This is a genomic window from Nesterenkonia aethiopica (genome assembly GCF_039534665.1).
Lineage (GTDB): Bacteria > Actinomycetota > Actinomycetes > Actinomycetales > Micrococcaceae > Nesterenkonia > Nesterenkonia aethiopica.
The window spans coordinates 23,053-35,627 of record NZ_BAAAVT010000011.1 but is presented as its reverse complement, the minus strand read 5'-3'; the positions used below and the strand labels follow the sequence as shown (position 1 = coordinate 35,627).

Genomic DNA, 12,575 nt, shown 5'->3' with positions numbered 1-12,575 from the left:
AGATGCGATTGTCGTGACAAACTGACAATTACACGCACGAAGGAGACCCCGTGACCCGTGACCTCGACATCACCCTGGATCGGTCATCGCCGGTGCCGCTCTACCATCAGGTGGCCTCCGCCTTCGAGAAGGCCATCCGGGACGGCTTGCTGCCCCCGGAGACGAAGCTGGAGAACGAGATCGCCCTCGCCAAGCGCTACAACCTCTCCCGCCCCACCATGCGGCAGGCCATGGATCAGCTCGTCCAGAACGGGCTGGTGGTGCGCCGTCGCGGCGTCGGCACTCAGGTGGTCGGGGCGCCGGTGCGGCGCAACCTGCGGCTCTCCAGCCTCTACAACGACCTCCAGGACGAGGGAGCGACGCCGCAGACCACCGTCCTGTCGCTGGAGCTGGTGGAGGCCGAGACCGAGATTGCTGAGCAGCTCAACCTCACCCGCGGAGCGGAGGTCCATCACATGGTCCGCCTGCGCACTGTGGACGGCCGCGCGCTCGCCCTCATGGAGAACTGGGTGCCGCGCGGCATCGCCGACTTCGAGCAGGCCGAGCTCGAGTCCGACGGGCTCTACAACCTCCTGCGCCGCGCGGGGATCGACTTCCGTATGGCCCACCAGACCGTCGGTGCTGGAGCGGCCGATGCCCGACAGGCCGAGCTGCTCGACACCGAGGTCGGCGCCCCTCTGGTGATGATGGACCGCACCGCCCTGGACAGTCGCGGCATTGCCGTCGAATGCGGCCACCACGTCTACCGGGCGGACATGTACTCCTTCGACATCACCCTGGTGAACTGACCGACCCGTCAGGCGCCACCATCGCCCGTTCCACCCTGCCCTCTCGCCTGGAAAGGACAGCCATGACCTCCTCACGCCCCGAAGCCCCCGCCTCTCCCTGGTTCCACCCCGCCGGCTCTGCCGCCCGCGGCGACTGGATGCTGGACCTCGGGACCCCGGACTCGATCACCGAGGTGCCCGGCTGGCAGCACACCGGGCTGCGCGTGGCCGACCTCAGTCCCGGCCAGACCCTCACCCTGGACGCCCAGGAGGAGGAGCGCATCGTGGTGCCGCTCACCGGATCGTTCACCGTGGAGGTCGCCGGCGCGAGCTACGAGCTCGCCGGGCGGCCGTCGGTCTTCCACAGCCCCACCGACGTGCTCTACACCGGCGTCCGGCAGGCGCTCACCATCGGCTCTGCTCAGGGCGGACGCGTGGCGGTGGCCTCCGCGCCCGCCGCGGCCGAGCATCCCGTGCGGCATCTGAGCGTCCAGGAGGTGCCGCTGGAGCTGCGCGGCGCCGGCGTCTGCTCCCGTCAGGTCCACAACTTCGGCACGCCCGCCACGCTTGAGGCGGACCGATTCATCGTCTGTGAAGTCCTCACGCCCGCCGGGAACTGGTCCTCCTACCCGCCGCACAAGCATGACGAGGAGGCCGAAGGGGAGACCGCCCTGGAGGAGATCTACTACTTCGAGATGCAGACCGCGAAGGACATGCCGGTCCCCACTCCGGAGGAGGGCGGCCCGGACGCCATGGGCTATCAGCGCGTCTACGCCTCGGACGAGCGCGAGATCGACGTGACCGCGGAGGTGCGCAGCGGCGACGTCGTCCTGGTGCCCTACGGCTGGCACGGCCCGGCCATGACCCCTCCCGGGCATGACATGTACTACCTCAATGTCATGGCCGGCCCGGGCCCGGTGCGCGAGTGGCTGATCAGCGACGATCCCCACCACGGGTGGATCCGCCGGACCTGGGAGCGCCAAGACATCGACCCCCGGCTGCCCTTCTCCGGCTGATCCTCGTCATCCACGCGACCCGGCGTCAGGAGTGCACACCATGACCACCACCGTCGGACTGATCGGCGTCGGACGCATCGGCGTCATGCACGCCCGCCACCTCCAGGCCCTCGCAGCCGACGGCGTCGAGCTGGTGATCGCCGACCTCGACGCCGCCCGCGCCCGGCAGGTCGCCGCGGACATCGGCTGCCGGGCCGCGCCCGACGTCGACGCGCTCTTCACCGGGGCGCCCGGCGGCGGCTCGCCCGGCGGCGTCGTGATCGCCGTGGGCACAGCCGCCCATGCGCCGCTGATCCTGCGAGCCGCCGAGGCGGGGATCCCCGCCTTCTGTGAGAAGCCGGTGGCCGAGTCCACCGAGGCGGCGCTGCCGGTGCTCGAGGCGGTGTCCCGGCTCGGGAGCACCGTGCAGATCGGCCTGCAGAGGCGTCTCGACCCCGGCTGCCTGACCGCGAAGGGGGCGCTGGACCGCGGCGACCTGGGCTGGCTGCACACCATCCGGGCCATCACCGCCGACATGACCCCGCCGCCGGTGGAATTCCTGGCCACCTCCGGCGGGCTGTTCCGCGACTGCTCGGTCCACGACTTCGACATCCTGCAATGGATGACCGGTCAGCGGATCGTGGAGGTCTGCGCGCGGGGCTCCAACAACGGGGACCCGGCGATCGGGCAGGTCGGCGACGTCGACACCGCCGTCGCGCTCGCGGAGCTGGAGGACGGTACGGTCGCCACCGTCTCGGCGAGCCGATACAACGGGGCGGGCCACGATGTCCGCCTGGAGCTGCAGGGCTCCGCCGGCACGCTGCAGGTCGGGCTGGACGACTCCTATGCCGGACGGTCTGCCGAGCCGGGGGTCAGGTTCCCCTCCGGGACGCCGCATCGGACCTTCCATGAGCGGTTCGCGGAGGCCTATCGCGCAGAGATGCGAGCCTTCGTGGAGCTGGTCCGGGGCGAGCGGGAGAACCCGTGCCCGCCGGAGGAGGCGGTGGACGCCTCCCGCGTGGCCGACGCTGCCCAGGAGTCTCTCGAGACGGGGAGGGCTGTGCGCGTGCGCCGGTGAGGGATTCCGGCCTGCCGCAAGGAGAGCCCACCCCGCTGAGTTGGTCCGGAGTTGTGGAGACTCGAGTCGATCGACTCGAGTCTCCACAACTCCGGACCAACTCACGTCGGGAGGTGGGACCAGGCCGAGGGCGCAATTTGTGCATATGTCCTGACATCCTATTGACATTGTGATGCGAGTCACTCAGGATGGAGCCTACGACGGCCACGGCGGCAGCGACCCCGTGGCCGCAGGCTCGAAGGAGAGATCATGCCTCGCATCACTCGCAGCACCCTCGAATCCCCCTCCCCCTCCGCTGAACCCGCGTCTCCCGGCCCTGCCTCCCCGGCCGTCTCCACATCTCGTCGCACCCGTCGTCGGGCCTCGGCCCGATTCGCCGCCGTGCTGGGCATCGCCGCTCTGCTCGTCTCGGCCTGCTCCTCCGAAGGGGGCCGGGCCGACGCCGGAGGCGACGACGCCGAGCGCGCCGGCGGCGTGGACACCGAGGAGCGCACCGTCTACCTCATCACCCACGCGGTGGAAGGCGACACCTTCTGGGACTACGTGCGCAGCGGCGCCGAGGAGGCCGCCGCCAAGGACAACATCAACCTGGTCTACAACTCTCACCGCGAAGGCGCCCAGCAGGCGGAACTCATCCAGTCCGCCATCGACGCCGGCGCTGACGGCATCGCGGTCACCATGGCCAAGCCGGACGCGATGACTCCCGCTGTCCAGCGCGCCATCGACGCCGGTGTCCCGGTCGTCTCGCTCAACGCCGGAGAGGAAGAGGCCTTCGACGCCGGAGCCTTCGCCCACTTCGGGCAGAACGAGTCGGTGGCCGGCGAGGCCGTCGGCGACTACCTCGACGAACAGGGCATCGAGCACCCCATCTGCGTGATCCAGGAGCAGGGGCACGTCGGCCTCGAGTCCCGCTGCGACGGCATCCGGGAGGTCCTGCCCGACACCGAGAACCTCTATGTGGAGGGCTCGGACATGACGCAGGTGGCCTCCACGGTCCGGGCGAAGGTCGACTCCGCGGGCGACGCCGACGCGATCATCGGGCTCGGAGGTCCGTTCACCATGACCATCCTCGACGAGGTCCAGTCCTCCGGCTCGGAGATCAGCGTCGGCTCCTTCGACCTCAACGCCGACATCGCTCAGGCCATCGTCGACGAGGAGATCCTCTTCGCCGTCGACCAGCAGCCCTGGTTGCAGGGCTACCTCGCGGTCGACTCGCTGTGGCTGCACTTCCACGGCGCCTTCGAGCCGGGCGGCGGGCTGCCCGTGCTGACCGGACCCAACATCGTCGACGCCGAGAACGCCGAGGCCGTGCTCGAGTTCGCCGGCGCCGGACTGCGCTGAGACCGGAAGGGACAAGACCCATGACCACGACATCCACCGCCCCCGCCGGGGCGGCACCCGCGGCACCCGACGACGGCGCCGACGAGCGGGTCAGCAAGCGGAGCCTGATCGGCACCCTGATGGCGCGCCCCGAGGTCGGGGCGGCGGTGGGCGCCATGGTGGTGTTCATCTTCTTCGCCGTCGTCGCGCCGCCCTTCACCACCCCCGGAGGCATCTCCACGGTGCTCTACGGGGCCTCCACCATCGGGATCATGGTCGTCGGCGTCTCGCTGCTGATGATCGGTGGAGAGTTCGACCTCTCCACCGGAGTGGCCGTGATCTCCTCAGCGCTGATGGCCTCCCTGTTCAGCTGGTACTTCGCCACGAACATCTGGGTCGGCGTGGCCCTGGCGCTGGTCGTCTCGCTGGCCATCGGAGCGATCAACGGTCTGATCTTCATCAAGACCAAGCTGCCCAGCTTCATCGTCACGCTGGCCATGTTCCTGATGCTCACCGGACTCAACCTGGCGCTGACCCGGCTCATCGGCGGTTCGGTCTCCTCCCCGCCGATCTCAAACATGGACGGCTTCGCCTCCGCCCAGGCGATCTTCGCCTCTTCGGTGACGATCTTCGGGGTGAACTTCCGCATCACGATCTTCTACTGGATCCTGCTGGTGGCCGTGGCCTCCTTCATCCTGCTGCGCACCAGGATCGGCAACTGGATCTTCGCCGTCGGCGGCGACCAGAACGCCGCCCGCGCGGTCGGTGTGCCGGTCACCGCCACCAAGATCGGCCTGTTCATGGGCGTGGGATTCTGCGCCTGGGTGCTGGGCATGCACCAGCTCTTCGCGTTCAGCACCGTCCAGTCCGGTGAGGGCATCGGCAACGAGTTCCTCTACATCATCGGCGCCGTCATCGGCGGCTGCCTGCTGACCGGCGGCTACGGCTCGGCCATCGGCGGGGCGCTGGGTGCGCTGATCTTCGGCATGGCCTCCCGCGGCATCATCTACGCCGAATGGAACCCCGACTGGTTCCGCTTCTTCCTGGGCGTGATGCTCCTGCTGGCCACGATCGTGAACCTGATGGTCCGCCGTCGGGTCGAGAAGAAGTAGGAGGAGCCATGAGCGAGACGACATCGCAGGCACCCCAGGACGGGATGGACGCCGGCGTCGAGGTGACCCCGCTGGTCCGGCTCGAGGCAGCCGGCAAGCGCTATGGCAACATCATCGCCCTGCGGGACGTCACCATGGACGTCCACGCCGGGCAGGTCACCTGCGTGCTGGGCGACAACGGCGCCGGGAAGTCCACGTTGATCAAGATCATCGCCGGGCTGCACCAGCACACCGACGGCGTCATGCGGATCAACGGGGAGGAGACCGTCTTCGACTCCCCGCGCGACGCCCTGGAGGTGGGCATCGCCACCGTGTACCAGGATCTGGCGGTGGTGCCGCTGATGCCGGTCTGGCGGAACTTCTTCCTCGGTTCGGAGCTGACCGTGGGCTGGGGGCCGCTGAAACGACTCGACGTGCCGGCCATGAAGCGCATCGCCAAGGAGGAGCTCTTCGAGATGGGCATCGACCTGCGCGATGTCGACCAGCCCATCGGCACGCTCTCCGGCGGGGAGCGGCAATGTGTGGCGATCGCCCGGGCCGTGTACTTCGGGGCGAAGGTGCTGATCCTCGATGAGCCGACCGCCGCGCTGGGGGTCAAGCAGTCCGGCGTCGTGCTGCGCTACATCATGCAGGCCAAGAACCGGGGCCTGGGGGTCGTGTTCATCACCCACAACCCGCACCATGCCTTCCCCGTGGGAGACCGGTTCATGGTCCTCAAACGTGGCCGTTCCATCGGATACCACGTCAAGGATGAGATCGGCATCGACGACCTCACCGCGCAGATGGCCGGGGGTGCGGAGCTGCAGGAGCTCAGCCACGAGCTGGCCCAGCTGGGCGGCCATACCGCCGAGCTGAAGCAGGTCGAGGCGGACCTGGAGCAGACCCTGGGCGGGCGCCCCGCCCAGTGAGGCGCCCTGTCGAGGCCCTCGGCGAGTTGGTCTGGAGTTGTCGATGCTCGAGTCGATCGAGTCGAGTACCGACAACTACAGACCAACTCGCGCGAAGACGAGAACATGAGCAACCCCTGGGGAGGACCTGATGCACCTGGGCCTGTACACCGCGCCGCTGCACGACCGTCCGCTGGCCGACGTACTGCCGATCGTCGCAGAAGCCGGACTGGACGCCGTCGAGCTCAACACCGGCGGGTTCCTGCCCGCCGCGCACATCCCGGTGGAGGCGCTCGACGGCGACCCCGCCGCCGCCCGCGAGTGGCTGCGGGTCTTCGAGGGCACCGGGGTGTCGCTGCAGGGTCTGAACTGCAACGGAAATCCGCTTCATCCGGACCCGCGCACCGGTGAACGGCACGCCGAGGACCTGCGGCGCAGCATCCGGGTGGCCGGGGCGCTGGGGCAGACGCGAGTGGTGTGCATGTCCGGGCTGCCCGGTGCGGAGCCCGGCGCAGGCCAGCCCACCTGGGTGGTCAACGCCTGGTCCTCCCGTGCGCTGGACGTCCTCGAGCACCAGTGGGAGGTGGCCGTGCCGTTCTGGACGGAGATCGACGCGCTCGCCGCCGAGCATGGCGTCACGGTGGCCCTGGAGCTGCACCCCCAGAACCTGGTGTTCAACCCGCCGAGCTTCCTGGAGCTGCTCGAGCGCACCGGAGCGCGCCGACTGGGGGTGGAGCTGGACGCCAGCCACCTGTTCTGGCAGCAGATGGACCCCGTCCATGTGGTGCGCCGGCTGGGCAGGCATGTGGCGCACGCGGCGGTCAAGGACGTACGGATCAATCCCGAGGCCGCCTGGTGCGGAGTGCTGGACAACAGCTTCCGCCGGCTGAGCCCGGACGAGCCCCGCACGCAGATCGGTGCGGAGGAGTTCGTCAACGAGTGGCCCTCCGCCTCCGCCTGGGACTTCGTGGCGCTGGGCCGCGGGCACGACGCCGGGTACTGGGCCGAGTTTCTCACTGCGCTGGCCGAGGTCGACCCGGAGATGGCTGTGCACATCGAGCACGAAGACACCTCATTGGGTGCTGTGGAGGGTGTGCAGGAGGCGGCGGCGGTGCTTATGGAGGCGGCACGTGTGGCCGGGCTGCGGTGAGGCGCAGGCTCTTTCGCTCCTGCGGGCAGGGCACGTAGGGTCCTGAGCAGGACCAGTCCTACGACCCACGCAGGAGGCATCATGCCGGACATCCCCGAACCGGTGGGCAGCTTCGTCGCCGCCGTGAACCGCCACGATGAGGAGGCGTTCCTCGCCGCGTTCGGCGAGGAGGGGTTCGTCGACGACTTCGGCCGCATCTTCACCGGCCGGGACGAGATCAAGGCCTGGAGCGACGTCGAGTTCATCGGTGCCCGCGGCACCATGGACATCGAATCCGTGGAGGCCGACGGCGAAGCCGTCACCGTGATCGCCGACTGGCGCAGCAACCACGCCAACGGGCGTTCGGAGTTCACCTTCGCCGTCGACGGCGAGCGACTGCGGTCCATGCGCATCCGCGGCGCCCACTGACACACCAGCTCGACCCGACGTGTGCGGGTCTTGCGGCGGGGGCGTCAGGTGCGGAGGTCAGGGAACCCTGACCTCGGACCCGCCGGCGGCAGCCGAGGCGGCGATCGCCTCGATCAGCTCCATATTGTGCACGCCGTCCTCGAAGCTGGCGTTCCGCGGCCAGGAGTCCTCCGCGGCCAGCCCGGCCACCTCTTCCAGGAACGCGCGGGCCTGGAACACGAAACCGTCGTTCTGGCCGAAGCCGATGCCCGGGGCGGCCATCGCGAAACCTTCACCCACATAGGGGTGTCCGGGGCCGAGGGTCACGGTGCGGAAGCCGTTGTCGGCCTGGCGGTTGCCGCCGATGTCCCGGGTGTGGACCTGGATCTCCGCAGGACGCTCCTGGTCCCAGACGGCGGCTCCGTCGCGGCAGGAGATCTCCAGGCGCAGACCGTTGGGGTGCCCGGGGGACACCCGGGAGGCCTCGAAGGTGCCGGCGGCGACGTCGAACTGCGCCGTGAAGCCAGCCCAGTCGTCATTGGTCACCGGTTCTGTCTCCTCGCTGACCTCCGCCTTCCCACGCCCCACCGTGGACCCCACCGGCAGCCGACGCTCCGGGATCACGGTGCGGAACTGCGCCCCGGCCACGGAGCGCATCGGCCCGGCCAGGAACTCCGCGGTATAGAGCAGGTGGCTGCCGACGTCGGCCAGGGCCCCAGAGCCCGGGCCGCCCCGGTAGCGCCACGTCATCGGGATCTGCGGGTCGCAGCCGTAGTCGGCCAGGTACCGGCCGTGAAGATGCACCACCTCGCCCAATGCTCCCGAGGTCACCAGCTCACGCAGAGCGGCAAGTCCCGGGGCTCGGCGGAAGGTGAAGCCGATGCGGACCACCTGGCCGGCGTCCTCGGCTCGCCGCGCGGTCTCCGCCATGGCACGGGCGTCGTCGAGGGTGTCGGCCAGCGGCTTCTCACACAGCACGTGCTTGCCGGCGGCCACCAGAGCCTCGACGATCTCCCGGTGCAGCCGGTTGGCCACCACCACGGAGACGACGTCGACGTCTTCGGCCTCCAGCAGTGCGCGCCAATCGGTCTCCACCCGTTCATACCCGTAGCGGCCGGCGACATCACGGGCCAGCGGCTCGGCGAGGTCGGCGATCGCCGCGAGCTTCACCGGGCGGGGGAAAGGGCTGCGCACCGTGGTGGCGGCTCGCCAGGCCGCCGCGTGGGCCGCCCCTGCCATCCCGGCGCCGATGACGGCGACTCCGATTCTCTGCTCACGCATCACTGGTCTCCTTCATGAGAGGTCCTGCAGCCACTCAGCGCATGCGCTTAGGGTTCGGCACCACCGGCATGCCGGCGGTGTTGCGGAAGGTGGACTCGATCTCCTCCAGCGATCTTCCCTTGGTCTCCGGCACTCGCCGGTAGGTGAACACCAGGGCGGCGCAGCAGATCACGGAGAACCCGGCGAACAGCCAGCCCACGCCGACCGCTTCCAGCACCGGAGGGAACCCCAGGGCGACGACGCCGTTGGCGAACCACAGGGCGGTGGTGGCCAGGCCCATGGCCGCAGCACGGACGCCCAGCGGGAAGATCTCCCCGAGCATCACCCAGACCATGGAGCCCCAGCTGGCCTGGAACATGAAGATGTAGACGGCCATGCAGGTCAGGGTGACGATCCCGACGACGCCGAAGCCCTCCGGCTCGGGCAGCAGCAGGTTGGTCAGTGCCAGCACCGCCAGGCTCAGGCACGTGCCCGCGGCCCCTGCGAGCAGCAGCGGCCGGCGCCCCCAGCGGTCCGCGTAGGTCAGGGCCAGCCAGATGGCGAGCACGTTCATCACGCCGATGATCAGGTTGGCGGCGATGGCCGCCTGGTCGGTGAAGCCGACGTTCTGCAGCGTGGTGGGTGCGTAGTAGATGATCGTGTTGATGCCCATGATCTGCTGCAGGATCGCCAGGCCCAGGCCGACGAAGAGGATCGGCTTCACCCAGGGCTGCAGCAGCGCCTTGAGGTTCTGGGCGCCGGCTGCCTTCTCCGCCTCATTGATGACGTGGATCTCCTGCAGCTCCCGCTCGGCCTCTTCGGGGGTGCGGTCATAGTGCAGGATGGTCAGGGCCTCGGCCTCTCGGCCCTTCTTGACCAGCCAGCGGGGCGTCTCCCAGATGAACGCCAGCCCGACGGCGAACAGGAGCGACGGGACCACCGAGAGCCCGAGCATCCAGCGCCAGGACTCCATCGGTGCGAAGGCCAGTCCGATGATGAAGCCGATGAACTGGCCGGTGACGATCGCCAAGGCGTAGAAGGCGGTGACCTTGCCGCGGATCCGCGCCGGGGAGATCTCCGAGAGGTAGACCGGCAGCGTCACCGCGGCCAGTCCGGAGCCGAGGCCGACGATGAATCGGAAGACGAACAGAGTGTTGGGATCGGGGGCCAGCGCCATGCCGACGGGAGCGACGATGAAGGTCACCGCGGTGGCCATGAGGATCTTCCACCGGCCGTACTTGTCCGAGAGGCGTCCGCCGACGGCAGCGCCGAAGACGGCACCGATGATCAGGCCGGTGACGATCCAGCCCTCGGCCCAGCTGCTGAGCTCGAACTCGGGGCGCAGGTAGACGAGGGCCGCTGAGATGACTCCGGTGTCATAGCCCCAGTTGAGCCCTCCGAGGGCCCCGAAGAGGTAGATGAGGACGGTGCTCTTCTTCCGCCCGGAGCCGACGCTCCCGTCAGGGGCCGGGCGTGTGCGGTGTGTGTCCATGATCTGGCGATCCTGTCTGTGCCGGGTGGTGGGTGCGCCTCACGGGCGCCCGACGCGACGTCGGGCGCTGGGAGGGGAATCCGGGCGCGGGGCCCGGTCGTGGCGGAGAGGGGGGCGGGATCAGCCCCGAGCCGCCGCCATGCGCTCGCACATCTGACGCAGCTGATAGGCGGAGACCTCCATGGCGTCCTCGTTCTCGCCGAAGACGCTGGTGACCATGACGGTCTCCTCGCGCTGGTCGAAGCCGTTGCGGGCGAGCTCGGAGAAGAAGAGCTCCCAGTCGACGTCGCCGACGCCGATCCTGTTGTGCTGGTGCACGCGGGCCGCGCTGCCCGGGGGATTGGTGATGTAACGCAGCCCGTCGGAGCGGTGGTGGTCGTAGGTGTCGGCCACGTGGACCACTCGCAGTCGGTCGCCGACCTCGTCGAGGATCGTGGCCATCGGATCCTCGTAGTGGAAGGTATGGGGTGCCACGTACACGAAGCTCAGGTTCTTCGAGTTGGCGCCGCGGATCACCCGCCAGGCGGCCAGGCCCTGCTCCACGAAGTCATCAGGGTGGGGGTCGATGGCCACGTTGAGCCCCTCGGCTTCGATGATCGGCAGCAGCTCCTCCACGGAGCGGTAGAAGGCGCGCTCCGACTCTTCCGCGAGCTCGGGTCGGCCGGAGAACTCCGTGTTGATCTGCTCCACTCCCAGGTCCACGGTGATCTGGATGACCCGCTTCCAGTACCGGACGGCGGCCTCACGGGCGTCCGGGTCGGGGGAGGACCAGCGCAGCACCGGCAGCACGGAGGCGACGCCGACGCCGGCATCCGCGCAGGCTGCGCGGAAGCGGGCGACGAGGTCGTCGTCGGCCTTGGGGTGGTTGAAGAACGGGATGAAGTCCGGGTGCGGTGTCATCTGCAGCCAGTCGAATCCCAGGTCCGCGGCGAGCCGCGGGAACTCCAGCAGCGAATGGGTGCGGTGGAAGGGCGTGGGGTCCAGGGCGTACTTCATGGAGGGGTCCTCGGGGCAGGTGGGGGCAGGGTCTGCGGGTGGTCGGGCTCAGGCCAGGGCGGGGGAGCCTGTGGCGGCGGCGTAGAAGCTGGGCTTGGGCGCCAGCGCCACACGCTCGACCGTGCGGCTCTGCTGGGCGGCGACGCCGGCGGCGCAGCAGGCGGCGGTGGCGTATCCGTCCCAGGCGCTGGGCCCGGCGATCTCGCCGCGCAGGGTGGCGTCCACCCACTGCTGGACCTCGAGGTCGTAGGCGTCGCGGAAGCGGGTGACGAAGCCGGCGTCGACCGTGACGCCGGTGCGGCCGGCGGTGGTGACCTCGACCTCGGAGCCCTCGCCGATCTTCACCAGACCGTTCTCGAAGGTGGCCTGGGTGTGCACCTGGTAGCCGATCTGGGCGTTGACGAAGATCTCCACGGTGGCCAGCAGTCCGGACTCGGTCTGCACAGTGACCAGCTGGGGGTCCCGCACGTTGCCGGTCCGGGAGGTGGTCCGTCCGATCCGCACGGAGACGTCGGTGATCTCCTCGCCGGTGAAGTACCGGACGGCGTCGAACTCGTGGACCACGGAGTCATGGATGATCATCTCGTCCGTGAACTCGGCCGGCGCCTCCGGGTTGCGGTGCTGGTGATGGAGCATCAGCAGCTCGCCCAGCTCGCCGGAGGCGATCGCGTCCTTCAGGCGGCGGTAGCCGGCGTCGAAGCGGCGCATGAAGCCCACCTGGATGAGCTGGCGGCCAGCGGCGACTTCGGCCTCCACCACGCGCAGGGCGGAGTCGGGGTCCGGGGTCAACGGCTTCTCGCACAGCGCGGGGATCCCGGCGTCGAGGAGCTTCAGGAGGGCCTCCTCGTGGAGGAACCCCGGGGTGGCCAGCACGACGGCGTCGGCCGCCTCGGCGGTCAGCAGCTCGTCCACGCTGGAGAACACCTGTGGCTCTCCGGCGGCGTCCCCGGCGGTCGCGGCGACGGCGGCGGCCCGCTCGCGGTCGACGTCCACGACGGCGCTGACCCGGGAGCGCAGGGTGTGGTGGGCGAGGCGGTCCACGTGGTCCGAGCCCATGCGCCCGGCGCCGACGACGGCGACGCGGAGTTCGGACTGCTGTGGTGTCGACATTGGTCTCAGCTCTCCTCGGTC

The 12,575-nt window shown here is 69.5% G+C and carries 12 protein-coding genes; 8 read left to right on the top strand and 4 right to left on the bottom strand.

From position 1 onward, the window contains the following. Positions 1–50: 50 nt before the first annotated feature. The 8 genes from ABD658_RS09595 to ABD658_RS09560 all read left to right on the top strand — a co-directional run bounded on the left by ABD658_RS09595 (position 51) and on the right by ABD658_RS09560 (position 7,717). Positions 51–788 (top strand): GntR family transcriptional regulator, encoded by a 738-nt coding sequence (locus tag ABD658_RS09595; RefSeq protein ID WP_070158339.1) that lies wholly within the window; start codon positions 51–53, stop codon positions 786–788. A gap of 62 nt (positions 789–850) precedes the next feature. After that, positions 851–1,783 carry a 5-deoxy-glucuronate isomerase gene (iolB, locus tag ABD658_RS09590; RefSeq protein WP_344680723.1) on the top strand — a complete coding sequence of 311 codons (933 nt, stop codon included), beginning with the start codon at positions 851–853 and terminating at the stop codon, positions 1,781–1,783. A 40-nt stretch (positions 1,784–1,823) separates the two neighbouring features. Further along, entirely contained in the window at positions 1,824–2,840 is a 1,017-nt protein-coding gene (locus ABD658_RS09585) for a Gfo/Idh/MocA family oxidoreductase (protein WP_344680721.1), read from the top strand. Positions 2,841–3,089: 249 nt separating this feature from the next. Next, positions 3,090–4,181 (top strand): substrate-binding domain-containing protein, encoded by a 1,092-nt coding sequence (locus ABD658_RS09580; protein WP_344680719.1) that lies wholly within the window; start codon positions 3,090–3,092, stop codon positions 4,179–4,181. Positions 4,182–4,201: 20 nt separating this feature from the next. Beyond that, the gene (locus tag ABD658_RS09575) at positions 4,202–5,272 is read left to right on the top strand and encodes an ABC transporter permease (RefSeq protein ID WP_344680717.1); all 1,071 of its coding nucleotides are present in this window, start codon (positions 4,202–4,204) and stop codon (positions 5,270–5,272) included. A gap of 44 nt (positions 5,273–5,316) precedes the next feature. Further along, complete coding sequence (locus tag ABD658_RS09570) at positions 5,317–6,180, top strand: ATP-binding cassette domain-containing protein (RefSeq protein WP_344680855.1); 864 nt, start codon at positions 5,317–5,319, stop codon at positions 6,178–6,180. A gap of 130 nt (positions 6,181–6,310) precedes the next feature. Continuing rightward, positions 6,311–7,309, top strand: a complete 999-nt coding sequence (locus ABD658_RS09565) for a sugar phosphate isomerase/epimerase family protein (protein WP_344680715.1) — start codon at positions 6,311–6,313, stop codon at positions 7,307–7,309. Between the two features lie 81 nt (positions 7,310–7,390). Further along, positions 7,391–7,717, top strand: a complete 327-nt coding sequence (locus ABD658_RS09560) for a nuclear transport factor 2 family protein (protein WP_344680713.1) — start codon at positions 7,391–7,393, stop codon at positions 7,715–7,717. Between the two features lie 57 nt (positions 7,718–7,774). Here the strand turns inward: ABD658_RS09560 and ABD658_RS09555 are convergent, their stop codons facing one another. From ABD658_RS09555 to ABD658_RS09540, 4 genes are all read right to left on the bottom strand, one after another. After that, positions 7,775–8,977, bottom strand: coding sequence for a Gfo/Idh/MocA family protein (locus ABD658_RS09555; RefSeq protein WP_344680711.1), 1,203 nt, complete (start codon positions 8,975–8,977; stop codon positions 7,775–7,777). Positions 8,978–9,011: 34 nt separating this feature from the next. Further along, positions 9,012–10,448, bottom strand: a complete 1,437-nt coding sequence (locus ABD658_RS09550; RefSeq protein ID WP_344680709.1) for a sugar porter family MFS transporter — start codon at positions 10,446–10,448, stop codon at positions 9,012–9,014. 120 nt (positions 10,449–10,568) lie between these two features. Then, positions 10,569–11,444, bottom strand: coding sequence for a sugar phosphate isomerase/epimerase family protein (locus tag ABD658_RS09545; protein WP_344680707.1), 876 nt, complete (start codon positions 11,442–11,444; stop codon positions 10,569–10,571). A 48-nt stretch (positions 11,445–11,492) separates the two neighbouring features. Next, a complete protein-coding gene (locus tag ABD658_RS09540; protein WP_344680705.1) occupies positions 11,493–12,554 on the bottom strand; it encodes a Gfo/Idh/MocA family protein in 1,062 nt (353 codons plus the stop codon). Between the last annotated feature and the right edge of the window lie 21 nt (positions 12,555–12,575).